Source organism: Variovorax sp. V213, from assembly GCF_041154455.1.
GTDB lineage: Bacteria > Pseudomonadota > Gammaproteobacteria > Burkholderiales > Burkholderiaceae_C > Variovorax.
The window spans coordinates 2,169,941-2,192,618 of sequence record NZ_AP028664.1 but is presented as its reverse complement, the minus strand read 5'-3'; the positions used below and the strand labels follow the sequence as shown (position 1 = coordinate 2,192,618).

Genomic DNA, 22,678 nt, shown 5'->3' with positions numbered 1-22,678 from the left:
ACGCGCGCGTCATGCCAATGCTGCGAGGCACAATGGCACGCCATGAACATTGTGATCCTCGACGATTACCAGGACGCCGTGCGCAAGCTGCGCTGCGCCGCCAAGCTGGACGCGTACGCGGCCAAGGTCTACACCAATACGGTCAAGGGCATCGGCCAACTTTCGGTTCGCCTGAAGGATGCCGATGTGATCGTGCTGATACGGGAGCGCACCCACATCTCGCGCCAGCTGATCGAAAAGCTGCCCAAGCTCAAGCTCATTTCGCAGACCGGGCGCGTGGGTGGCCATATCGACGTCACGGCCTGCACCGAGCGGGGCGTGGCGGTGGCCGAGGGCACCGGCTCTCCCCAGGCGCCGGCCGAGCTGACCTGGGCACTCATCATGGCGGCCATGCGCCGCCTGCCGCAGTACATCAGCAACCTCAAGCACGGAGCGTGGCAGCAGTCGGGACTCAAATCGGCCTCGATGCCGCCCAATTTCGGGCTGGGTTCGGTGCTCAAGGGCAAGACGCTCTGCATCTGGGGCTATGGCCGCATCGGCCAGCTGGTGGCGCGCTACGGGCAGGCCTTCGGCATGCAGGTCGTCATCTGGGGCCGCGAGGCAAGCTGCGCCAAGGCCCGGTCCGACGGCTTCCAGGTGGCGCAGAACCGCCACGAGTTCTTTGCCGCCGCCGATGTGCTGTCGGTGCACCTTCGGCTCAACGAGGAAACCAGCGGCCTGGTCAAGCTCGAGGATCTTTCGCGCATGAAGCCGACGGCGCTCTTCGTCAACACCTCGCGCGCCGAACTGGTCGAGGCCGATGCGCTGCTGGCCGCGCTCAACCGCGGCCGGCCAGGGCTGGCTGCCGTCGATGTGTTCGAGAGCGAGCCGCCGCTGCAGGGCCACGCGCTGCTGCGCCTCGAAAACTGCATCTGCACGCCGCATATCGGCTATGTCGAGCAGGACAGCTACGAAAGCTATTTCGGCCAGGCTTTCGACAACGTCGTGAGCTTCATCAAGGGCAACCCCACCAACATCGTGAATCCCGGCGCGCTGCAGGTCCGCCGGTGATCTCATGAGCGGGCCAGCGCCCCGGGGCGCGCTCTGGGCGCTGCTGGCCGGCAATTTCGTGATCGGCACGGGTGTGATGGTGGTGCCCGGCACGCTCAATGAAATCAGCACGTCGCTTGCCGTCACCGTTGCAGCCGCCGGCCAGCTGATCACCGCCGCCGCGGTCGTGATGTGCCTTGGCGCCCCATTGCTGGCGGCGGTGGTCGCGGGCTGGGACCGCCGCCAGCTGCTCGCCCTCACCCTCGCCTGGTACGCCGCCGGGAATGTGGTTGCGGCCTTGATGCCGAGTTTCGCCGCGCTGCTGCCGGTGCGCATGCTCACGGTGGTGGCACCGGCCATCTTCACGCCCCAGGCCGCGGCCTGTGCCGGCATGCTGGTGCCGCCGGAGCAGCGCGGGCGCGCCGTGACTTTCGTTTTTCTCGGCTGGTCGATGGCCTCGGTGCTGGGCCTCCCCCTTGGCGCGCTGGTTGGCGGCCACCTGGGCTGGCGCACGGCTTTCATGGCCGTTGCGCTGCTCAGCATCGCGAGCGCGGCATCGATCTGGCTGACCCTGCCGCGAGGCATCCGGCCCGCGGCGCTGACGGCGGCAGCCTGGTCGCGCGTGCTCCGCAGCCCGGTATTGATGGGTATCGTCTCGGTCACCGCCCTGCAGGGCGCCGGCCAGTTCGTCCTGTTCAGCTATTTCGGCCCCCTGCTGAAGCAGAACTTCGGCGCCGACCCCACCACCTTGAGCCTGATGTGGGCCCTGTTCGGCGCCTTCGGCCTGGTTGGCAACATGCTGGTGAGCCGGTCCATCGACCGCGTGGGCGCCGGCCGCATGGTGCTGCTGACCAGCTCGTCGATTGCGCTCAGCCTCTTTCTCTGGCCCTGGGCCGGCACACTCCCATGGCTGGCGGCGGTACTCGTGCCCTGGGGCCTGGGCTGCTTCGCGACCAATTCGGCGCAGCAGGCGCGCCTGGTGGGCCTGGCCCCCGCTCTCGCGCCGGGCTCGGTGGCGCTCAACAGCTCTGGCATCTACATCGGCCAGGCCGTCGGTGCCGGGCTGGGCGGATGGCTGCTCGCCAGCGACGCGGTGGCTTGGATGAACTGGGTCGGCTTCGCCTTGCTGCTGCTGGCCATCGGCCTGAGCGTGGCCATCGAGCGCAGCCGCCGCGCGGCCTGAAGCGCAGACCCGCGTAAAACCCGGCACGCCCCCGAGGCCCGTGGCTGCAAAATCGAAGGCTGCGCAACTCCGGGCCCGGCGCCTGCCAGCAGGCCCGGACCCATCAACCAGCGAAAATCTTTCTCAATGACAGTGAACTACACCCGGATCGGCGTCGTCGGCGCCGGCGCCATGGGTCGAGGCATCGCCCAGATCGCAGCCCAGGCGGGCAGCGAAGTGCTGCTGCTCGACAGTTTTGCAGGAGCGGCCGAACGCGGGCGCGAGGCCCTCGCGGCCCAGTGGAACAAGCTGCACGAGAAGGGCAAGATCGACGCCGCGGCGCGCGATGCGCAGATGGCCCGCGTCAAGGCGGTCGATTCGGTTGCCGCCCTGGCCCAGTGCGATCTGGTGATCGAAGCGGTGGTCGAAGACCTCGAGGTCAAGCGCTCGCTGTTCCGCGAACTCGAATCGGTGGTCGCACCCACGGCCACGCTCGCCACCAACACCTCGTCGCTGTCGGTCACGGCCATCGCGGCCGGGCTCAAGCACTCGGGGCGGGTGGCTGGCTTTCATTTCTTCAACCCCGTACCGCTGATGAAGGTGGTCGAGGTGGTGGCCGGCTTCAAGACCTCCACCGAAGTCTGCAAGCAACTGGCCGGCTATGCGGTGCAGATGGGCCACAGCGCCGTGCAGGCGCAGGACACGCCCGGCTTCATCGTCAACCACGCCGGCCGCGGCTACGGCACCGAGGCGCTGCGCATCGTGGGCGAAGGCGTGGCCGACTTCGCCACCGTCGACCGCATCCTCAAGGAGCAGGCCGGCTTCCGCCTGGGCCCCTTCGAATTGATGGACTTGACGGCGCTCGACGTGTCGCACCCGGTGATGGAGTCGATCTATCACCAGTACTACGAGGAGCCGCGCTTCCGCCCCAGCGTGATCACGGCCCAGCGCCTTGCGGCGGGCGTGCTGGGCCGCAAGACCAATGAAGGCTTCTACAGCTACCACGACGGTGTGATGCAGCAGGTTGCCGAAGCCGCACCACCTGCGCTCGCCCTGCTGCCCTCGGTCTGGGTCTCTCCCCGCGCCGCGCGGAGGGCCGATCTGCTGCGGCTGGTCAACGCATTGGGCGCCCAGATCGACAGCGGCGCCACGGCCGCGCCCACCTCGCTCATCCTGGTGGCACCGCTGGGCTTCGACGTGACCACGGTGGCCGCGGTCGAGCGCCTGGATGCCACGCGCACCATCGGTATCGACATGCTGATCGACGATGCCGCCACCAAGCGCCGCGTACTGGCAACCAACCCCGCCACGCGCCGCGACATCCGCGACGCGGCGCACGCCCTCTTCGCACGCGATGGCAAGGCCGTGAGCGTGATCCGCGACAGCGGCGGCTTCGTTACGCAGCGCGTGATCGGCAACATCGTGAACATTGCCGCCGACATGTGCCAGCAGCGCGTCTGCTCGCCGGCCGATCTCGAAACCGCGGTTCAGCTGGGGCTGGGCTACCCGCGCGGCCCGCTGGCCATGGGCAACCTGTATGGCCCCACCAACATGCTCGAGGTGCTGTTCAACCTGCAGACCGTCTACGGCGATCCGCGCTATCGCCCGAGCCCGTGGCTGCGCCGCCGCGGCGCGCTCGGCCTGAGCCTGCTGCACGAAGAAGAATAAGTAAGCAAACCCCAAGGAAAGCATCACAGCGATGACCGCCGAACTGAAGAGCACCAGCGAAGGACGCACCATGGTGCTCACCATTGCCAACCCGACCCAGCGCAATGCGCTGGGCCCCGAGATCTATGCCGCGGGCATCGAGGCGCTCAACGGCGCCGAGAGCAGCGAGGAAATCCGCAGCGTCGTCATCGTGGGCGAAGGCGCATGGTTCTGCGCCGGCGGCTCGCTGCAGCGGCTGTCCGACAACCGCCAGCGCGACCCTTCGGTGCAGGCCGAAAGCATCGAGGGCCTGCACAACTGGATCGACTCCATCCGCGCCTTTCCCAAGCCCATCATCGCGGCGGTCGAAGGCGCGGCGGCAGGCGCGGGCTTCTCGCTCGCGCTGGCCTGCGATTTCGTCGTGGCCGCGCGCGACGCGGTTTTTGCGGCCTCCTACAGCAACGTGGCACTGTCGCCCGATGGGGGCCTGAGCTGGCACCTGGGCCAGGCATTGCCGCGCCAGTTGGCCAGCGAGTGGCTGATGTGCGGCGAGCGCATCGGTGCGCCGCGACTGCATGCGCTCGGGCTGGTCAACGAGCTGAGCGAAAACGGCCAGGCGCTCGCCAGCGCATTGGCGCTGGCGGCCCGGCTCAACGCACGCGCGCCGAATTCGCTGGCCAGCATCAAGGAGCTGCTGAGCGAGGCGCGCGGCGCCACGTTCGCGTCGCAACTCTCGCAGGAGCGCGACCACTTCGTGCGCAACCTCCACCATCCGAATGCCGGCATCGGCATTGCCGCGTTTCTCGAGAAGAAGCCTCCGCAGTACGAGTAACGGCGCTACGTCGCTCTCGTGACACCCTCCAGCATTTCAGTCGCCGACAGGACAGACCAATGGACGACCCCATTCTTACCATCGAAGAACGTGAAGCGATCAACAGTGGTCGCTGGTTTTCTTCTCTATCTCCCTCGCTGCGGCACGACATTCTCCGATGCGCTTTCGTCAAACGCTACAAGGACGGCGACCTGATCGCCGCCCGCGGCGATCCTCCCGACCACTGGATTGCCTGCGCCAAGGGCGCGGTGCGCGTCAGTTCGACGGCCGTGTCGGGCAAGCAGGTGACGCTGACCTACGTGGAGCCGGGCATCTGGTTCGGCGACGTGGCGATGTTCGACGGGGACCGGCGCACCCACGACGCCTATGCGCATGGGGAAACCACCATCCTCTGCGTGGCGCGGGCCGATTTCCAGAAAATCCTGGCCACGCACGTGGAGCTGTACGAAGCGCTGATGCGCCTGCAGGCACGCCGCATCCGCACCCTGTTCGGACTGGTGGAAGACCTCAACACCCTGCCCCTGCGCGCGCGGCTGGCCAAGCAGCTGATTCACCTGGTGCGCAGCTACGGCGTGCCCAACCTGGAAGACGGCAGCCAGATGCGCATCGGCCTGCAGCTTGCGCAGGAAGAGCTGGCGCAGCTGCTCGGCGCATCGCGCCAGCGCGTCAACCAGGAACTCAAGACCATGGAACGCGAGGGCACCATCCGCATCGAGCCAGGCGGCCTCGTGGTACTGGACCGCGTGGCACTGATGCGCGTCTCCGAAGCGGATATCTGACATGAGCCAGGACTTCTCCAATTTCATCGGCACCCGCGCGGTCTCGCAGCAGCACGCCTTCGACGTCGGCGCGCTCGCAGCCTGGCTCGAGAAGAACCTCGACGGTTTCAAGGGTCCGCTGACAGTCGAGATGTTCAAGGGTGGCCAGTCGAACCCGACCTACAAGCTCGTCACGCCTACGCAGAGCTACGTGATGCGCGCCAAGCCCGGGCCGGTCGCCAAGCTGCTGCCCTCGGCCCATGCGGTGGAGCGCGAATTCAAGGTCATGAGCGGCCTTGCCGGCACCGACGTGCCCGTGCCGCGCATGCACTGCCTGTGCGAGGACGAAGCCGTCATCGGCCGCGCCTTCTACGTGATGGAGTTCATGCAGGGCCGTGTGCTGTGGGACCAGTCGCTGCCCGGAATGAGCAATGCCGAACGCACGGCCATCTACGACGAGATGAACCGCGTCATCGCGGCACTGCACACCGTGAAGTTCGCCGAGCGCGGCCTGGCCGACTACGGCAAGCCCGGCAACTACTTCGAGCGCCAGATCGGCCGCTGGAGCAAGCAGTACAAGGCCTCGACCGATGGCGCCGGTGACCTGTCGCAGCCGATCGAGGCCATGGAGCGCCTGATCGACTGGCTCCCCGCCCACATGCCTGCGAGCGCACGCGACGAGAGCAAAGTCTCGATCGTCCATGGCGACTACCGCCTGGACAACGTGATGTTCCACGCCACCGAGCCGCGGATCATCGCGGTGCTCGACTGGGAGCTCTCCACGCTGGGCCATCCCCTGGCGGACTTCAGCTACCACTGCATGTCCTGGCACATGCCCCCCACCACCGGCCGCGGCATCGGCGGCGTGGATGTCGCGGTGCTGGGCATTCCCACCGAGAGCGAATACATCCGCCGCTACTGCGAGCGCACGCGCATCACCACGCCCGAGGCGCTGGCGCCCGACTGGAATTTCTACCAGGCCTACAACCTGTTCCGCATGGCCGCGATCCTGCAAGGCATTGCCAAGCGGGTCGAAGCCGGTACCGCATCGAGCGAGCAAGCCGTGGCCTCTGCCCGCGGCGCGCGACCGATGGCCGAGATGGCCTGGCAGTTTGCCCAAAAGGCATAGCCGCCCTACACCCCCACCAGGAGACAAAAGATGGACTTCGAATACTCGGCAAAAACCAAGGAACTCCAGAAGCGCGTGAGCGCATTCATGGACGCGCACATCTATCCGGCCGAAGCCGAGTATTCGGCCGAACTGGCCGCCAACACGGCCGCCGGCAAGCGCTGGACCGCGCTCAAGACGGTCGAGAAGGTGAAGGAAAAAGCCAAGGCCGAGGGCCTGTGGAACCTGTTTTTGCCGGTCGACAGCGCGGCCGCCTCGGGCTACGAAGGTGCCGGGCTCACCAACCAGGAATATGCGCCCCTGGCCGAGATCATGGGCCGGGTGCCATGGGCTTCGGAAGCCTTCAACTGCTCGGCGCCGGACACCGGCAACATGGAGACCATTGCCCGCTATGGCTCCGAAGCCATCAAGGCACGCTGGCTCAAGCCACTGCTCGAAGGCCAGATCCGATCGGCCTTCGCGATGACCGAGCCGGACGTCGCATCGAGCGACGCCACCAACATCTCGACCCGCATCGAACGCCAGGGCGACGAGTACGTGATCAACGGCCACAAGTGGTGGATTTCGGGCGCTGCCGACCCGCGCTGCGCCGTGTTCATCACCATGGGCAAGAGCGACCCTGACGCGCCCAGGCATTCGCAGCAGAGCATGATCATCGTGCCGGCTGAAGCCAAAGGCATCCGCATCGTGCGCCCGCTCAACGTGATGGGCTACGACGACGCGCCGCACGGCCACGTCGAGATGTACTTCGAGAACGTGCGCGTGCCTGTCGACAACATGCTGCTCGGCGAAGGCCGCGGCTTCGAGATCGCCCAGGGCCGCCTCGGCCCGGGACGCATTCACCACTGCATGCGCCTCATCGGCCTGGCCGAGCGTGCGCTCGAGCTCATGTGCCGGCGTGCCTCCTCGCGCGTGGCCTTCGGCAAGACGGTTGCGTCCCAGACCGTGACGCAGGAACGCATCGCCGAAGCGCGCTGCAAGATCGACATGGCCCGCCTGCTCACGCTCAAGGCCGCATGGCTGATGGACGTGGCCGGCAACAAGGTCGCGAAGAACGAGATCGCGATGATCAAGGTGGTCGCGCCGAGCATGGCCTGCCAAGTGATCGACTGGGCCATGCAGGTGCATGGCGGCGGCGGCATGAGCGACGACTTTCCGCTGGCCTATGCCTACGCCGGTGCGCGCACGCTTCGTTTTGCGGACGGCCCGGACGAAGTGCACCGCAACGCGATTGCCAAGTGGGAGCTGGGCAAGTATTCGCCGAACAAGGCCGATGCCGAAATGCCGGTCACGCGCTTCTGATTTGTCTTGCCCCCTCTCCCTCCGGGAGAGGGTTGGGGTGAGGGCCGACGGCGATCGATGCGCCTCGGCCCTTTTTACGTTCAGAGCTTCTTCTGCAAAAACACGGCGTGCCCGAATGCCGGATCGAGCTGATAGCCGATGAATCCTTCGCGCTCGTAGCTGCGCAGCGCAGGCGCATTGCCGGAGAGCACTTCGAGCGTGAGCTTGCAGGCGCCACGTGCCCTCGCCTCCTGCTCCACCTGCGCGAACATGCGCTGCGCAACGCGCTGGCCGCGATGGCTGGACAGGACGACCACGTCGTGCACATTGACCAGCGGCCGGCAGGCAAAAGTCGAGAAGCCTTCGATGCAGTTGACGAGACCGACGGGCTGTGCGCCGTCGTACGCCAGCACGCTGAAGGCTTGCGGCCGCGCGGCCAGTGCCGCGGGCAGGCCGGCGCGCACGCTGCTGTCGAGCGGCGTGCCGCCGCCGGCGGGATCGCGCGCATAGGCGTCGAGCAGGTCGACCAGCGCGGCCGCATGCGCGGCATTGCGGTAGTCCGCCAGAACGACTTCGATGGCCGTCACCGCGCGGGCTCGAGGGTTGCCGCCAGGCGTTTGGCGCAAGACTCGGCCTGCTTCGCGTCGCGCGCCTCGACCATGACGCGCACCAGCGGCTCGGTGCCGCTCGCACGAATCAGCACGCGGCCGCCGTCGCCAAGCTCGGCTTCGATGCGCTGGGTTTCGCTGGCCAGCGCATCGTTGTTCTTCCAGTCCTGGCCCGGCGTCAGGCGGACATTGATCAGGACCTGGGGAAACAGCGTGAGATCCGCAAGCAGCTGGGCCACGGTCTTGCCGCTGCGCACGCAGGCCTGCAGCACCTGCAGCGCGCTCACGATGCCGTCCCCCGTGGTGTGGCGGTCGAGCACCAGCAGATGGCCCGAGCCCTCACCGCCCAGGAGCCAGCCGCGCTTGTCGAGTTCTTCGAGCACGTAGCGGTCGCCCACCTTGGCACGAACGAACTCGATGTCCTGCCCGCGCAGCGCCACCTCGACGGCCTTGTTGGTCATCAGCGTGCCAACCACGCCCACGGGCTTTTCGCCGCGCGCGATCCGCTCGGCCACCATCAGATAGAGCAGTTCGTCGCCGTTGAAGAGGCGCCCGCTCGCGTCGACGAGCTGCAGGCGGTCGGCGTCGCCGTCGAGCGCAATGCCGTAGTCGGCCTTCTGCGCCGTCACGGCCGCCACCAGCGCAGCGGGATGCGTGGCGCCAAAGCCCTTGTTGATGTTGAGCCCGTCGGGCGTACAGCCGATGCTGGTGACCTCGGCCCCCAGTTCGTGGAACACGTTCGGCGCCACCTGGTAGGCCGCACCGTGGGCCGCATCGATCACCAGCTTCATGTCGCGCAGCGTCAGGTCGTTGGCGAAAGTGCTCTTGCAGAACTCGATGTAGCGGCCCGGCGCGTCGTTGAGGCGGCGGGCCTTGCCGAGTTCGGCCGAGGCCGCCCACACGGGAGCCTCCTCGAGCGCGGCCTCCACTGCGAGCTCCCACTCGTCGTCGAGCTTGGTTCCCTGTGCGCTGAAAAACTTGATGCCGTTGTCCGGGTAGGCGTTGTGGCTGGCGCTGATCACCACGCCCAGGCTCGCACGCTGCGCGCGCGTCAGGTACGCCACGCCGGGGGTCGGCAGCGGGCCCAGCAACACCACGTCGACGCCCGCGGAATTGAAGCCCGACTCGAGCGCGCTTTCGAGCATGTATCCGGAGATGCGGGTGTCCTTGCCGATCAGCACCGTGGGGCGCGACTGGCTCCTCTTGAGCACGCGGCCCACGGCATGCGCGAGGCGCAGCACGAAATCGGGGGTGATGGGCGACTGGCCGACCGTACCGCGGATGCCGTCGGTGCCAAAGTATCTTCGGGTCACGGGTTCTCCTCTTGTTGTTGATCTTGTGAAACTTGCAAATCAGGATGCGGCTCTTCGGCCTTCATGGCGCGCCACACGGCGAGTGCCGACACGGTGTCGCGCACATCGTGCACCCGCACGACGGCCGCGCCCCGCTCTACCGCGAGCACCGCCGCCACCACGCTGGGCACGATGCGTCCGCTGGCAATCTCGATGCCGCTCACGGCGCCGATCGAAGACTTGCGGGACCAGCCCAGCAGCAGCGGAAAGCCGGCTCCGAGCAATTCGCGCTGGCGCGCCAGCAGGGCAAAATTCTGCGCCACGGTCTTGCCGAAGCCGATGCCAGGGTCGAGCGTGATCCGCGAGGGATCGATCTTCAGCGCCTGCAACTGCGCCAACTGCTTCGCCCAGAACGACAGCACCGCGGGCACCACGTCGCCCTGCATCGGCGCCGCCTGCATGGTTTGCGGGTCCCGGTGCATGTGCATCAGGCAGACGCCGCACGAGGGATGCGCAGCCACGGCTTCGCGTGCACCGGGCTGCCGCAGCGCCCAGACGTCGTTGACGATATCGGCGCCCAGTTCGAACACCGCGCGCATGACTTCCGGCTTGTAGGTATCGACGGACACGGGCACGTTCAACTTGACCGCCTCCCGGACCACGGGCAGCACGCGCGCCAGCTCGGCGTCGAGCGGCACGGCCGGGCTGCCCGGGCGGGTCGATTCGCCGCCGATGTCGAGGATGTCGGCGCCCTCTTTCAGCAGCTGCTCGCAATGGCGCAGCGCGGCCTCGGTGGAAGCATGCGCTCCGCCGTCGGAGAAGGAATCGGGGGTGACATTGACGATGCCCATCACGCGCGGCTGCGCGAGATCGATTGCAAAACGCGCGGTCTGCCAGACCGGTGCGGAAGGCATCGTCATGCGGCGGCACCTTCATCGAAAACGGGGCCCAGGGCCCCGTTGCTGTTTGACGCCGGATGCACTTCAGGCAACTGTGGGTGCCGGATCCGGATTGACGGCTGGCGTGCCGCCGCTGCCGCCACTGCCCGACGGCGGGATGCGTGGCGTCCAGTCCTTGGGCGGACGCGGGGCGCGGCCGGCCATGATGTCGTCGAGCTGCTCGGTGTCGATGGTTTCCCATTCGAGCAGGGCCTTGGCCATGGCGTGCATCTTGTCGCTGTTTTCCTCGATGAGGCGGCGCGCCAGGGCGTACTGCTCGTCGATGATGCGGCGTACTTCGGCGTCGACCTTTTCCATGGTCTGCTCGCTCATGTTCGTGGTCTTGGTGACCGAGCGGCCGAGGAACACTTCGCCTTCGTTCTCGGCGTAGACCATCGGGCCCAGCGCGTCGGTCATGCCGTAGCGCGTGACCATGTCGCGGGCGATGGAGGTCGCGCGCTCGAAGTCGTTGCTGGCGCCGGTGGTCATCTGGTGCATGAACACTTCTTCGGCGATGCGGCCGCCGAACAGCATGCTGATCTGGTTCAGCATGTACTCGCGGTCGTAGCTGTAGCGGTCCTGCGCCGGCAGGCTCATGGTGACGCCCAGGGCGCGGCCGCGCGGAATGATGGTGACCTTGTGGACCGGGTCGCACTTGGGCAGCAGCTTGCCGATGAGGGCGTGGCCGGACTCGTGGTAGGCCGTGTTGCGGCGCTCTTCCTCGGGCATGACCATGCTCTTGCGCTCGGGGCCCATGAAGATCTTGTCCTTGGCCTTCTCGAAGTCCTGCATTTCGACCACGCGCGCATTGCGGCGTGCGGCCATCAGGGCGGCTTCGTTGCAGAGGTTGGCCAGGTCGGCGCCGGACATGCCGGGCGTGCCGCGCGCGATGACGCTCGGGTTCACGTCCTGGCCCAGGGGCACCTTGCGCATGTGGACGCCGAGGATCTGCTCGCGGCCGCGGATGTCGGGCAGCGTGACATACACCTGGCGGTCGAAACGGCCCGGGCGCAGCAAGGCGGCGTCCAGGATGTCGGGTCGGTTGGTGGCAGCCACCACGATCACGCCGAGGTTGGTTTCGAAACCGTCCATCTCGACCAGCATCTGGTTCAGGGTCTGTTCGCGCTCGTCGTTGCCGCCACCCAGGCCGGCACCGCGCTGGCGGCCCACCGCATCGATTTCGTCGATGAAGATGATGCAGGGAGCGTTCTTCTTGGCGTTCTCGAACATGTCGCGCACGCGGGCTGCGCCCACGCCGACGAACATCTCGACGAAGTCGGAACCCGAAATCGAGAAGAACGGGACCTTGGCTTCGCCGGCAATCGACTTGGCCAGCAAGGTCTTGCCGGTACCCGGAGGGCCGACCAGCAGCAGGCCGCGCGGAATGCGGCCGCCGAGTTTCTGGAAGCGCTGCGGGTCTTTCAGGAAATCGACGACTTCACGGACTTCTTCCTTGGCCTCGTCGCAGCCCGCGACGTCGGCGAAAGTGACCGTGTTGTTGTTTTCGTCCATCATGCGGGCCTTGCTCTTGCCGAAGCTGAACGCCCCGCCTTTGCCGCCTCCCTGCATCTGGCGCATGAAGTAGATCCAGACGCCGATCAGGAGCAGCATCGGGCCCCAGCTCACCAGCAGCGTCATAAGGAGCGAGCCCTCTTCGCGCGGCTTGACGTCGAACTTGACGTTGTGGTCGATCAGGTCGCCCACCAGGCCGCGGTCGAGCACGGTGGCGGTTGTGCGGATCTTGCGATCGTCGTTGGTGACGGCCACGATTTCTCCGCCGCCGGCGCCTTCAGGGATGACGGCGCTCTTGATCTGGTTGTTCCGGACCTGATCCAGGAACTCCGAATAGCTTACCGCCCCCGAGCCAACGCCGCCGCGGGTGTCGAACTGCTTGAACACAGTGAACAACACCATGGCAATGACGAGCCATACGGCAACTTTGGAAAACCACTGATTGTTCAAACGAAGCTCCAGTCGAAAGCGCGTGACAAGATTATGAAAAAGAACGCGCTATGGATACGCAATTGCGCCCCATTTTAGGCTTTTCAAGCTACGAAAAGCGGGCATTTCCCTAAAGCAGCCATAGCCTGACAAGGGTTTGCGCCCCAACGGCGCCGTGTTAGGGCCCGTCGCGTCAAGGTATCAAGGCGTTTCCTGGGCCTTCAGACCCATGCCGACGAGAAAGGTTTCGGACGATTTGTCGCGCGAAGCCTTGGGTTTGAAAGGCTTCACGGTGCGGAAATTCGCCTTGAACAACTTCACCAGCTCGTCATAGCCGCTGCCATGGAAAAGCTTGGCAACCAGCGCTCCCTCCGGCTTCAGATGGTGCTGGGCGAAGTCGATTGCAAGCTCGATCAGGTGGGCCACGCGTGCGGCGTCGGCCGAATGGATGCCCGAGAGGTTGGGTGCCATGTCGGACACCACCAGGTCGGCCTTTCGGCCCGCCAGCACGCCCAGCACCTGTTCGAGGAGTTCCGCCTCGCGGAAGTCGCCCTGCAGGAAGGTCACCCCCTCGATCGGTTCCATCGGCAGCATGTCCAGCGCAATGATGGTGCCGTTCAGCTCGCCGGCCGCAGCGCCGTCAGGAGACATCCGTCGCCGCAGGTACTGGCTCCAGGCTCCGGGCGTGGAGCCCAGATCGACCACGAGCTGGCCCGGCTTGACGAGGCCCAGCGATTCGTCGATTTCCTTGAGCTTGTAGGCGGCGCGTGCGCGGTACCCCTCCCGCGTGGCCAGTTTGACGTACGGGTCGTTGATGTGGTCGTGCAGCCACGCCTTGTTGACTTTTTTGCTTTTCGCCTTGGTGCTCATGGGGAGCCTCTCGTGCTTCGCGCTGCGGTATTCGCCTTGAAGCGGCCCGGCGGTTCGAGAGGTTGCTTTCTACCCTCGATAATACGGGGATGCCCGCCATTCAACTTACCCCTGCCGAGCGCAAGGTGCACCGCGCCGAAGCTCACCACCTGGATCCGATCGTCATGGTCGGTGGAGACGGGCTCACCCCTGCCGTGAAAAAGGAAGCCGACGCGGCGCTCAAGGCCCATGGCCTGATCAAGGTCCGTGTCTTTTCCGACGACCGCCTGGCACGCGACGCCATGCTGCGCGAACTGGCCGAGGAGCTCGACGCGGCGCCCATCCAGCACATCGGCAAGCTGCTGGTGCTGTGGCGCCCCAAGCCCGAAAAGGAGCGTGTGGTCGATGAAGACCGCATGCCGGGCCCGCGCGACATCAAGGTATTGAAGTACAGCAAGCGCGGAGGCCAGCGCCCCGAAATCAAGACCCTGCGCGTGCTCGGCAACCAGCGCCTCACCCCCGGCGGCACCATCAAGCGCGCCAAGGCGAAGCGCCCGCTCTCGGCCAAGAAGCGCAACCAGGCGGATTGAGTTCGGTGGCAGCGCAAGGCGCCCAGCGCCACATTCTCTGCATGAAGTGGGGCACGAAATACGGCCCCGAATACGTCAACCGCCTCTACGCGATGGTGCGCCGCAATCTCAGCGGCGACTTCAAGTTCGTATGCCTGACAGACGACGGCAACGGCATCCGCCCCGAAGTGACCTGCCTGCCGATCCCGCCGCTCAACCTGCAACTGGCGCCCGGCCAGCGCGACGGCGCGTGGAAGAAGCTCACGACCTTCGAAAAGGACTTGCACGGCCTGCGCGGCACCGCCCTGTTCCTGGACGTCGACGTGGTCGTCGTCGGCAGCCTCGATGCCTTCTTCGAGCAACCCGGCGAATTCCTGATCATCCACGACTACGCGCGCCCCTGGCGCCGCGAGCGGATCACGGGAAACTCATCGGTATACCGCTTCGAGCTGGGCGCCCATGCCGACGTGCTGGCGTATTTCCGCGACAACATGGACAAGGTGCAGGCCGAATACCGCAACGAGCAGGCCTACCTGTCCGACATGCTGCACAAGCAGGGCAAGCTCTCCTATTGGCCCGCGGCCTGGTGCCCCAGCTTCAAATACCACGGCATTCCCACGTGGCCGACCAACTACTGGGAAGAGCCCTTCGTGCCCGAAGGCGCACGCATCATGGTGTTCCATGGCGAATGCAACCCGCCCGACGCGCTGGCGGGCCGGCGCAACCGCGCATTCCGCTATATCCGGCCTGCGAACTGGGTCGCGAAGTTCTGGAAAGAGTGACCGGAAGGCGGCGGGAACACCAGTCCGGCCGCCGGCACTCAGCCCGCCGTGGGCGCCCTGGCACCCATGCGCCAGAGCAGCACACCGGCGCACAGCCATTGAACCAGGTACATCCCGCTTCCCACGGCATGCCACAGCTTGAGGTTGTCGCGCGCCAGGATGCGGGGTGCCACGGCGTATTGCTGGAGCAGCGCCAGCAGCAACGCGCCCAGTATCAGGAAGATGGCGGTCATCGACGCGCTGTCGATGCGGTCGTCCATCTTCGTCCTGAAATGAACCAGGAGGAGCAGGCCGCAGCCAATGGCGATCCAGCTCTGCGCCTCGAACAGCTGCCCTGCGAAATTGCCCGCCACCGTGGGATTGCCGAGCTTCGCGAAGAGCATCGGCACCACCAGGAAACCGATGGTCGTGAGGCTGCCCCACCAGAAGGCGGCCAGCAGCAGCGCGAGGCGGTCTTTCATCCGGCGCGGATCAGAGGTAGCGGACCGCGACGATCTCGTAGCGCTTGAGGCCGCCCGGGGCCTGCACCTCGGCGACGTCGCCCTCTTCCTTGCCGATGAGCGCGCGCGCAATCGGGCTGGAGATGTTGATGAGGCCCTGCTTCAGGTCGGCTTCGTCCTCGCCGACGATCTGGTACTTCACGGCCTCGCCCGAGTCTTCTTCCTCGAGCTCCACCGTGGAACCGAACACGACCTTCCCGGCGGCGTCGAGCTCGGCCGGGTCGATGATCTGCGCGGCCGAGAGCTTGCCTTCCACCTCCTGGATGCGGCCTTCGATGAAGCCCTGGCGGTCCTTGGCGACTTCGTATTCGGCGTTCTCGCTCAGGTCGCCCTGCGCGCGGGCCTCGGAAATCGCGTTGATGACCCAGGGGCGGTCCACGGTCTTGAGCCGATGCAATTCAGCGCGCAGTTTTTCGGCACCGCGCTTGGTAATTGGGATGGTGGCCATGTTTGGTTCTCCATAAAGCGAAACCGCCGAACGCTGCCGTTCGGCGGTCGATTGGGGGAAAGGATCAGACGAGGGTGCGTCCGGTCAGCCGGCTCAGGATGGCGAGCGGGCTCGAATCTGGATTGTATTGCTTCGCCGCGGCCAGATGAAGGGTCTGCTCGAGCATGTACTGGCCCGCCATGACGGCGTGCGAGGTCTGGTCGGAAAAGCACACCCACACCGAACCGGGCGGGAACTTGGCGGTTTCCTGCGGCGAACTTTCCTGGTAGGCCATGTCCGACTTCATGCCGTCGTGCAGCTGCAGCATCAGGTGGTCGTATTCGCTGCGCAGTGACTTGGTGACGCGCAGCGCGCGCAACACCCTCGCCTGCCAGCGCACATAAGGCCTAGCCCGCGGCAAAAAGCGCTTGGCAATGTCTTCGAAGGGCTCGCCCACGCGCCACACGCGCGGCGCGCCGTCGGGATTCACGTTGGTGAACACGCGCAGGATGCGCTCGCCATAGTTCGGGCGCGACGGAAATGCATCAACGTGCAACCGCCGGTCGTCTGCGCGCCACGACTGCACGCGGGTCTCGACCTGCGCCGGCCTGTAGCTGGTCGGCGCCAGGCGCAAGGCCGGCGTGTAGTGCGGCAGGAGGCCATGGATGAGTTGCTGCGCCTGTGCGCGAAAGCGCCCAACCATCGCCGCCACCGCACGCTGCACCGCCTCGTCGCCAGCCACCCCTTTGAGGCGGCCGTTGGCATCGAGGCTGATGTTGCGCACGTCAGGCGACAGCAGGCTGGGCGTCAGCAGGCTGCGCTCTTCCGGCAGCAGCTCGAAGCCCAGGCGCGGAAAGTACAGCACCTTGCCGGCCTCGAGCGCCGCGATCCACGCCTCGTTGGGCGTGGCCGCGTTCCAGTCGGCCAGGTCCAGTTCGACCAGCTGGGTTTCCATGATGGCGCTCAGGCGGCAGCCAGCTGCGCGTGCATCTCCTGCACCGAGATCACGCCGAGCTCGTCCATGAAGCCCATGCCCTCGACCGCGGCTTCGGCGCCGAAGATCGTGGTGAAGGTGGTCACGCGGGCCAGGAGCGCCGAGGTGCGGATCTGGCGCGAATCGGTGATCGCGTTGCGGCGCTCTTCCACCGTGTTGATGACCAGCGCAATCTCGTTGTTCTTGATCATGTCCACGATGTGCGGGCGCCCCTCGGTCACCTTGTTCACCGTCGCGCACTCGATGCCGGCGGCGCCGATGGCGGCGGCCGTGCCCTTGGTGGCGATGATCTCGAAGCCCAGCTTGACCAGGCCGCGCGCCACTTCGACCGCACGGGCCTTGTCGTTGTTCTTCACCGAGATGAAGACCTTGCCCGACTTCGGCAGGTGCGTGCCGGCACCGAGCTGCGACTTCACGAAGGCCTCGCCGAAGGTCTTGCCCACGCCCATCACTTCGCCGGTCGACTTCATCTCGGGGCCGAGGATGGTGTCCACGCCCGGGAACTTGACGAACGGGAACACCGCCTCTTTCACGCTGAAGTACGGCGGCGTGACTTCCTTCGTCACGCCCTGCGACTTGAGCGACTGGCCGGCCATGCAGCGTGCCGCCACCTTGGCGAGCTGGATGCCGGTGGCCTTGCTCACGTAGGGCACGGTGCGCGAGGCGCGCGGGTTCACTTCGAGCACGTAGATGACGTCCTTGCCGTCCTTCTGCTGGATCGCGAACTGCACGTTCATGAGGCCGACCACGTTGAGCGCGGCCGCCATCGCGGCGCTCTGGCGCTTCAGCTCGGCGATGGTCTCGGCGCTCAGGCTGTAGGGCGGCAGCGAGCAGGCGGAGTCGCCCGAGTGCACGCCGGCCTGTTCGATGTGCTCCATCACGCCGCCGATGAGGGTGGCGCCTTCGGCGTCGCGAATGCAGTCGACGTCGCATTCGACGGCGTCGTTCAGGAAGCGGTCGAGCAGCACCGGCGAGTCGTTGCTGACCTTGACGGCTTCGCGCATGTAGCGCTCGAGGTCGCGCTGTTCGTGCACGATTTCCATCGCACGGCCGCCGAGCACGTAGCTCGGGCGCACCACCAGCGGGTAGCCCAGCGCCGCGGCCTTTTCGAGCGCCTCGGGTTCGGTGCGCGCGGTGGCGTTCGGCGGCTGGCGCAAGCCCAGTTCGTGCAGCAGCTTTTGGAAGCGCTCGCGGTCTTCAGCCGCGTCGATCATGTCGGGCGAGGTGCCGATGATCGGCACGCCGTTGGCCTCGAGGTCGAGCGCGAGCTTGAGCGGCGTCTGGCCGCCGTACTGCACGATCACGCCGAGCGGCTTTTCCTTGTCGACGATCTCAAGCACGTCTTCGAGCGTCAGCGGCTCGAAGTACAGGCGGTCCGAGGTGTCGTAGTCGGTCGACACGGTCTCGGGATTGCAGTTGACCATGATGGTCTCGTAGCCATCCTCGCGCATCGCGAGCGCGGCATGCACGCAGCAGTAGTCGAACTCGATGCCCTGGCCGATGCGGTTGGGTCCGCCGCCGAGCACCATGATCTTCTTCTTGTCCGTCGGGTCGGCTTCGCACTCTTCCTCGTAGGTCGAGTACATGTAGGCGGTGTTTGTCGCGAACTCGGCCGCGCAGGTGTCCACGCGCTTGTAGACCGGGCGCACGCCCAGGGCGCGGCGCTTCTCGCGGATCGCGGTGTCGGTGGTCTTCAGCTGCCTGGCCAGGCGGCGGTCGGAGAAGCCCTTCTTCTTGAGGGCGAGCAGCGTGTCCTTGTCGATGTCGGCCAGCGACTTGGTTTCGAGTTCGAGTTCGATCTTCACGATCTCTTCGATCTGCACCAGGAACCACGGATCGATCTTGGTCAGCGCGAACACTTCGTCCACGCTCAGGCCCATGGCGAAGGCATCGCCCACATACCAGATACGCTCTGGGCCGGGCTCGCCAAGCTCCTTCTCGAGCACTTCGCGGTCTTGCGTTTTCTCGTTGAGGCCATCGACGCCCACTTCAAGGCCGCGCAGCGCCTTCTGGAACGATTCCTGGAAAGTGCGGCCCATCGCCATCACCTCGCCCACCGACTTCATCTGCGTGGTGAGGCGCGAATCGGCCTGCGGGAATTTTTCGAACGCGAAACGCGGAATCTTGGTGACCACGTAGTCGATCGAGGGCTCGAACGACGCGGGGGTGGCGCCACCCGTGATCTCGTTGCGCAGCTCGTCGAGCGTGTAGCCCACGGCCAGCTTGGCCGCGACCTTGGCGATCGGGAAGCCCGTGGCCTTGGAGGCCAGCGCCGAGGAACGCGACACGCGCGGGTTCATCTCGATGACGACCATGCGGCCGTCCTTCGGGTTGATGGAGAACTGCACGTTCGAGCCGCCGGTGTCCACGCCGATCTCGCGCAGCACGGCCAGCGAGGCGTTGCGCAGGATCTGGTATTCCTTGTCGGACAGCGTCTGCGCCGGTGCCACGGTGATCGAGTCGCCGGTGTGCACGCCCATCGGGTCCAGGTTTTCGATCGAGCAGACGATGATGCAGTTGTCGGCCTTGTCGCGCACGACTTCCATCTCGTACTCTTTCCAGCCGAGCAGCGACTCTTCGATCAGCAGCTCGTTGGTGGGCGAGGCTTCGATGCCGCGCTTGCAGATGGTCTCGAACTCTTCCGGGTTGTAGGCAATGCCGCCGCCGGTGCCGCCGAGCGTGAAGCTGGGGCGGATCACGGTCGGGAAGCCGACCGACTTCTGCACCGCCCAGGCTTCGTCCATCGAGTGGGCGATGCCGGAGCGCGCCGAGCCGAGGCCGATCTTGGTCATCGCGTCCTTGAACTTCAGGCGGTCTTCTGCCTTGTCGATGGCTTCGGGCGTGGCGCCGATGAGTTCGACCGGCTTGTTGGTGGCCGCGCCGGTGTACTTGTCGAGCACGCCGTGGCGCCAGAGGTCGAGCGCGCAGTTGAGCGCGGTCTGTCCGCCCATGGTCGGCAGGATCGCGTCGGGGCGTTCCTTGGCGATGATCTTCTCGACGGTCTGCCAGGTGATCGGCTCGATGTAGGTCACGTCGGCCGTGGCCGGATCGGTCATGATCGTCGCGGGATTGCTGTTGATCAGGATGACCTTGTAGCCCTCCTCGCGCAATGCCTTGCAAGCCTGCACGCCGGAGTAGTCGAACTCGCAGGCCTGGCCGATGATGATCGGGCCGGCGCCGATGATGAGAATGGATTTGAGGTCTGAGCGCTTGGGCATCTTATTTGTCCTTGGTGAAACCGATGCCGCGGCCGCTGTAGGCGCCCGGCTTCGGTTCATCCATCAGTTGATGGATCGCGGTGAATACATCGCGGAAGTTCTGGTCGTATCGCTGTTCCAGCGCGTTCAGCTTGCGCTTGAGATCGGCGTGCTCCGACAGCATGCTGCGCAGCTTGACGAAGGTACGCATGATCTCGATGTTGACGGCCACGGCGCGTTCGCTGCGCAGCACGCTCGACAACATGGCCACGCCCTGTTCGGTGAAGGCCACGCTTCGGTAGCGCGCGCCGCCCGAGCCCGGCTTCTCGGGTTTTGAGATCACAAGTTGTGATCTCAAATTCTCGACGTCCTGGTTCTCCAGGGTGAAGGCGAAATCCGCCGGAAAACGATCGAGGTTGCGGCGCATGGCCTGCAACAGCACCCGGGTCTCGACGCCATAGAGCGCGGCAAGGTCCTGCGCCAGCATGACCTTGAGGCCCCGCAGCACATAGATCTTGCCCTCGGCATCGCGCAACGCGGCGATGACCGAGACGTCGAGCACCGCGGGTGCATCAGCCACGTGCCTGCTCCATGAGCGCGGTGAAGCGGTCGAACAGGTAGCCGATGTCGTGCGGGCCGGGCGAGGCTTCCGGGTGGCCCTGGAAGCAGAACGCAGGCTTGTCGGTGCGCGCCAGGCCTTGCAGCGTGTTGTCGAACAGGCTGATGTGGGTGGGGCGCAGGTTGGCCGGCAGCGACTTCTCGTCCACCGCGAAGCCGTGGTTCTGGCTGGTGATGCTCACGCGGCCGTTGTCCAGGTCTTTCACCGGGTGGTTTGCGCCGTGATGGCCGAACTTCATCTTGAAGGTCTTCGCACCCGAGGCCAGCGCCATGATCTGGTGGCCCAGGCAGATGCCGAAGGTGGGAATGCCGGTCTCGATGAGTTCCTTGACCGCGCTGATGGCGTAGTCGCAAGGCTCCGGGTCGCCCGGGCCGTTGGCCAGGAAGATGCCATCGGGCTTGAGCTTGAGCACATCGGCCGCGGGCGTTTGCGCCGGCACCACGGTGATGCGGGCGCCGCGCTGCGCGATCATGCGCAGGATGTTCTTCTTGACGCCGTAGTCGAAAGCCACCACGTGGAACCTGGGCGTGATCTGCACGCCGTAGCCCGCACCCAGCTTCCACTCGGTTTCGGTCCACTCGTAGGTCTGCCGGACCGACACCACCTTGGCAAGGTCGAGGCCGGACATGCTCGGCGCGGCCTTGGCGGCCGCAATGGCCTTGTCGATCAGCGCCTGCGTGACCGATTCGCCCGCCGCCAGGCCCAGGATGCAGCCGTTCTGCGCGCCATGGGTGCGCAGGTGGCGGGTCAGCTTGCGGGTGTCGATGTTCGCGATGGCCACCGTCTTGCCGGCCACGAGGTATTCGCTCAGCGTGGCGGTCTTGCGGAAATTGGATGCGACGAGCGGCAGGTCTTTGATGATCAGGCCAGCGGCATGGATCTTGTCGGCTTCGATGTCTTCCCCGTTGACGCCGTAGTTGCCGATGTGCGGATACGTGAGCGTCACGATCTGCTGGCAATAACTCGGGTCGGTGAGGATTTCCTGGTAACCGGTCATGGCGGTGTTGAACACCACTTCACCGGTCGTGGAGCCGGTGGCTCCGATCGAATTGCCTTGAAAGACCGTGCCGTCTGCGAGCGCCAGGATGGCGGGCGGGAAACTTCCCTTGAGAGACAAAAGCACTGGGTTCTCCGGATGGTTACGGTCGCCCGGAGCCCCAGGCGCGTTGCCTGCGGACTGCTGCTTAAGGGGAAGATGGCGTTGAAGGCGGCCGGGCGACGCTATTGCGAGTAAGCCCCCGATTGTAGCTCGGCGGCATCGCTCTCCCGCCTTGCCGGGCCGTAAAACATACGCCGCTCATGCCTTTATGGCATCGGCAAATCAGGAAACGGCCTGCGCAAGCCCGGCCGCACCGCTCGCGTGCAGGCAGATGGCCGCCGCGGCCGCCACGTTCAGCGACTCTTCGCCGCCCGGTTGCGCAATGCGGATGTGATGCGTGGCCCGTGCTTCGAGCGCCGGCGAAACGCCCTGCCCCTCGTGGCCCATCAGCCAGGCGCAGGGGTTCGGCAGTCGCGCCTGGTGCAGCCACTCGCCCCGGTGCGAACTGGTGGCCAGCAGCGGCACCTTCAGCTCGTCGAGCGCGTCGGCTTCCACGCCTTCGATCAGTCGGAGGCCAAAGTGTGCGCCCATGCCGGCGCGCAGCACCTTCGGCGCCCACAGCGCGGCCGTGCCCTTGAGCGCGATCACCTGCTGGAAGCCGAAAGCCGCCGCGCTGCGCAGGATGGAGCCGGCATTGCCGGCGTCCTGCAGCCGATCGAGCACGACGCTTGGCGCGTCGGGCAGGAGCGCAGGCCGGGAAGGCAGATCGAGCACGAAACCCATGGGAGCCGGCGATTCGAGCCCGCTGACCGCGCGCAAGAGGTCATCGTCAACCACTACCGTTTTGATAGCAGCATTCGACCATTCGGCCGGGGAAAGCGGCCAAAACGACTCCGAAAAAATGGCAATGGCGGGCTTGATCCCTCGCGCGAGCGCCGCGCGGCAAAGATGGTCGCCTTCGAGCCAGACGCGGCCGAGCTTGCGGTAGGCGCCTGGGTCCTGGGCCAGCTTGCGCAAGTCCTTGAGCAGCGGGTTGTCGCGCGAGCTGATGTGGCTCGCGCCGGTCGGGGTGGTCATGTGGCGGC

The 22,678-nt window shown here is 66.0% G+C and carries 21 protein-coding genes; 9 read left to right on the top strand and 12 right to left on the bottom strand.

Annotated features, from left to right (window positions below; all coding sequences use genetic code 11):
* Positions 1-42 precede the first annotated feature (42 nt).
* The 7 genes from ACAM55_RS10425 to ACAM55_RS10395 all read left to right on the top strand — a co-directional run bounded on the left by ACAM55_RS10425 (position 43) and on the right by ACAM55_RS10395 (position 7,859).
* A complete protein-coding gene (locus tag ACAM55_RS10425) occupies positions 43-1,050 on the top strand; it encodes a D-2-hydroxyacid dehydrogenase family protein (RefSeq protein ID WP_055796799.1) in 1,008 nt (335 codons plus the stop codon).
* Between the two features lie 4 nt (positions 1,051-1,054).
* A complete protein-coding gene (locus tag ACAM55_RS10420; RefSeq protein ID WP_369655937.1) occupies positions 1,055-2,212 on the top strand; it encodes an MFS transporter in 1,158 nt (385 codons plus the stop codon).
* A 126-nt stretch (positions 2,213-2,338) separates the two neighbouring features.
* Positions 2,339-3,859, top strand: a complete 1,521-nt coding sequence (locus ACAM55_RS10415; protein ID WP_369655936.1) for a 3-hydroxyacyl-CoA dehydrogenase — start codon at positions 2,339-2,341, stop codon at positions 3,857-3,859.
* 31 nt (positions 3,860-3,890) lie between these two features.
* On the top strand, positions 3,891-4,670 hold the full coding sequence (locus ACAM55_RS10410; RefSeq protein ID WP_369655935.1) for an oxepin-CoA hydrolase, alternative type: 780 nt from the start codon (positions 3,891-3,893) through the stop codon (positions 4,668-4,670).
* Between the two features lie 59 nt (positions 4,671-4,729).
* Entirely contained in the window at positions 4,730-5,449 is a 720-nt protein-coding gene (locus tag ACAM55_RS10405) for a Crp/Fnr family transcriptional regulator (protein WP_369655934.1), read from the top strand.
* Between the two features lies 1 nt (position 5,450).
* Complete coding sequence (locus tag ACAM55_RS10400; RefSeq protein ID WP_369655933.1) at positions 5,451-6,557, top strand: phosphotransferase; 1,107 nt, start codon at positions 5,451-5,453, stop codon at positions 6,555-6,557.
* Positions 6,558-6,587: 30 nt separating this feature from the next.
* On the top strand, positions 6,588-7,859 hold the full coding sequence (locus ACAM55_RS10395; RefSeq protein WP_369655932.1) for an acyl-CoA dehydrogenase family protein: 1,272 nt from the start codon (positions 6,588-6,590) through the stop codon (positions 7,857-7,859).
* A gap of 80 nt (positions 7,860-7,939) precedes the next feature.
* On the opposite strand, the gene ACAM55_RS10390 is transcribed toward ACAM55_RS10395, so the two are convergent.
* The 5 genes from ACAM55_RS10390 to ACAM55_RS10370 all read right to left on the bottom strand — a co-directional run bounded on the left by ACAM55_RS10390 (position 7,940) and on the right by ACAM55_RS10370 (position 13,487).
* Positions 7,940-8,425 (bottom strand): GNAT family N-acetyltransferase, encoded by a 486-nt coding sequence (locus tag ACAM55_RS10390; RefSeq protein WP_369655931.1) that lies wholly within the window; start codon positions 8,423-8,425, stop codon positions 7,940-7,942.
* Positions 8,422-9,759: a phosphoglucosamine mutase gene (glmM, locus tag ACAM55_RS10385; RefSeq protein WP_369655930.1), complete on the bottom strand. Its 1,338-nt coding sequence runs from the start codon at positions 9,757-9,759 to the stop codon at positions 8,422-8,424. Before glmM ends, ACAM55_RS10390 begins: the two co-directional genes overlap by 4 nt.
* Positions 9,756-10,658 carry a dihydropteroate synthase gene (gene folP, locus ACAM55_RS10380; protein ID WP_369655929.1) on the bottom strand — a complete coding sequence of 301 codons (903 nt, stop codon included), beginning with the start codon at positions 10,656-10,658 and terminating at the stop codon, positions 9,756-9,758. Before folP ends, glmM begins: the two co-directional genes overlap by 4 nt.
* A 63-nt stretch (positions 10,659-10,721) precedes the next feature.
* Entirely contained in the window at positions 10,722-12,638 is a 1,917-nt protein-coding gene (gene ftsH / locus ACAM55_RS10375) for an ATP-dependent zinc metalloprotease FtsH (protein ID WP_369655928.1), read from the bottom strand.
* Between the two features lie 180 nt (positions 12,639-12,818).
* A complete protein-coding gene (locus ACAM55_RS10370; RefSeq protein WP_369655927.1) occupies positions 12,819-13,487 on the bottom strand; it encodes an RlmE family RNA methyltransferase in 669 nt (222 codons plus the stop codon).
* 89 nt (positions 13,488-13,576) lie between these two features.
* Here ACAM55_RS10370 and ACAM55_RS10365 point away from each other — a divergent pair, with 89 nt between their 5' ends.
* Complete coding sequence (locus tag ACAM55_RS10365; RefSeq protein ID WP_369655926.1) at positions 13,577-14,056, top strand: YhbY family RNA-binding protein; 480 nt, start codon at positions 13,577-13,579, stop codon at positions 14,054-14,056.
* A gap of 41 nt (positions 14,057-14,097) precedes the next feature.
* Entirely contained in the window at positions 14,098-14,817 is a 720-nt protein-coding gene (locus ACAM55_RS10360) for a glycosyltransferase (protein ID WP_369655925.1), read from the top strand.
* Between the two features lie 38 nt (positions 14,818-14,855).
* On the opposite strand, the gene ACAM55_RS10355 is transcribed toward ACAM55_RS10360, so the two are convergent.
* The 7 genes from ACAM55_RS10355 to ACAM55_RS10325 form a co-directional block, all read right to left on the bottom strand.
* Positions 14,856-15,278 carry a DUF4149 domain-containing protein gene (locus ACAM55_RS10355; RefSeq protein ID WP_369655924.1) on the bottom strand — a complete coding sequence of 141 codons (423 nt, stop codon included), beginning with the start codon at positions 15,276-15,278 and terminating at the stop codon, positions 14,856-14,858.
* A 10-nt stretch (positions 15,279-15,288) separates the two neighbouring features.
* Entirely contained in the window at positions 15,289-15,765 is a 477-nt protein-coding gene (gene greA / locus ACAM55_RS10350) for a transcription elongation factor GreA (protein ID WP_369655923.1), read from the bottom strand.
* A gap of 64 nt (positions 15,766-15,829) precedes the next feature.
* The gene (locus tag ACAM55_RS10345; protein WP_369655922.1) at positions 15,830-16,699 is read right to left on the bottom strand and encodes a Kdo hydroxylase family protein; all 870 of its coding nucleotides are present in this window, start codon (positions 16,697-16,699) and stop codon (positions 15,830-15,832) included.
* Positions 16,700-16,707: 8 nt separating this feature from the next.
* Positions 16,708-19,956: a carbamoyl-phosphate synthase large subunit gene (gene carB, locus ACAM55_RS10340; RefSeq protein WP_369655921.1), complete on the bottom strand. Its 3,249-nt coding sequence runs from the start codon at positions 19,954-19,956 to the stop codon at positions 16,708-16,710.
* Between the two features lies 1 nt (position 19,957).
* Positions 19,958-20,515 (bottom strand): ORF6N domain-containing protein, encoded by a 558-nt coding sequence (locus ACAM55_RS10335; protein ID WP_369655920.1) that lies wholly within the window; start codon positions 20,513-20,515, stop codon positions 19,958-19,960.
* Positions 20,508-21,677 (bottom strand): glutamine-hydrolyzing carbamoyl-phosphate synthase small subunit, encoded by a 1,170-nt coding sequence (gene carA, locus ACAM55_RS10330; protein WP_369655919.1) that lies wholly within the window; start codon positions 21,675-21,677, stop codon positions 20,508-20,510. The genes ACAM55_RS10335 and carA overlap by 8 nt, the downstream gene beginning before the upstream one ends.
* 198 nt (positions 21,678-21,875) lie before the next feature.
* Positions 21,876-22,670 carry a TrmH family RNA methyltransferase gene (locus ACAM55_RS10325; RefSeq protein WP_369655918.1) on the bottom strand — a complete coding sequence of 265 codons (795 nt, stop codon included), beginning with the start codon at positions 22,668-22,670 and terminating at the stop codon, positions 21,876-21,878.
* Positions 22,671-22,678: the final 8 nt, after the last annotated feature.

What these genes read in the sequence shown, in the direction of transcription:
- ACAM55_RS10415 (WP_369655936.1), top strand. Translation starts at nt 2,339, where the DNA reads ATGACAGTGAACTACACCCGGATCGGCGTCGTCGGCGCCGGCGCCATG.
- ACAM55_RS10410 (WP_369655935.1), top strand. Translation starts at nt 3,891, where the DNA reads ATGACCGCCGAACTGAAGAGCACCAGCGAAGGACGCACCATGGTGCTC.
- ACAM55_RS10420 (WP_369655937.1), top strand. Translation starts at nt 1,055, where the DNA reads ATGAGCGGGCCAGCGCCCCGGGGCGCGCTCTGGGCGCTGCTGGCCGGC.
- ACAM55_RS10345 (WP_369655922.1), bottom strand. Translation starts at nt 16,699, where the DNA reads ATGGAAACCCAGCTGGTCGAACTGGACCTGGCCGACTGGAACGCGGCC.
- ACAM55_RS10400 (WP_369655933.1), top strand. Translation starts at nt 5,451, where the DNA reads ATGAGCCAGGACTTCTCCAATTTCATCGGCACCCGCGCGGTCTCGCAG.
- ACAM55_RS10395 (WP_369655932.1), top strand. Translation starts at nt 6,588, where the DNA reads ATGGACTTCGAATACTCGGCAAAAACCAAGGAACTCCAGAAGCGCGTG.
- ACAM55_RS10365 (WP_369655926.1), top strand. Translation starts at nt 13,577, where the DNA reads ATGCCCGCCATTCAACTTACCCCTGCCGAGCGCAAGGTGCACCGCGCC.
- folP (WP_369655929.1), bottom strand. Translation starts at nt 10,658, where the DNA reads ATGACGATGCCTTCCGCACCGGTCTGGCAGACCGCGCGTTTTGCAATC.
- ACAM55_RS10360 (WP_369655925.1), top strand. Translation starts at nt 14,098, where the DNA reads ATGAAGTGGGGCACGAAATACGGCCCCGAATACGTCAACCGCCTCTAC.
- carB (WP_369655921.1), bottom strand. Translation starts at nt 19,956, where the DNA reads ATGCCCAAGCGCTCAGACCTCAAATCCATTCTCATCATCGGCGCCGGC.
- greA (WP_369655923.1), bottom strand. Translation starts at nt 15,765, where the DNA reads ATGGCCACCATCCCAATTACCAAGCGCGGTGCCGAAAAACTGCGCGCT.
- ACAM55_RS10370 (WP_369655927.1), bottom strand. Translation starts at nt 13,487, where the DNA reads ATGAGCACCAAGGCGAAAAGCAAAAAAGTCAACAAGGCGTGGCTGCAC.
- ACAM55_RS10405 (WP_369655934.1), top strand. Translation starts at nt 4,730, where the DNA reads ATGGACGACCCCATTCTTACCATCGAAGAACGTGAAGCGATCAACAGT.
- ACAM55_RS10355 (WP_369655924.1), bottom strand. Translation starts at nt 15,278, where the DNA reads ATGAAAGACCGCCTCGCGCTGCTGCTGGCCGCCTTCTGGTGGGGCAGC.
- ACAM55_RS10325 (WP_369655918.1), bottom strand. Translation starts at nt 22,670, where the DNA reads ATGACCACCCCGACCGGCGCGAGCCACATCAGCTCGCGCGACAACCCG.
- ACAM55_RS10425 (WP_055796799.1), top strand. Translation starts at nt 43, where the DNA reads ATGAACATTGTGATCCTCGACGATTACCAGGACGCCGTGCGCAAGCTG.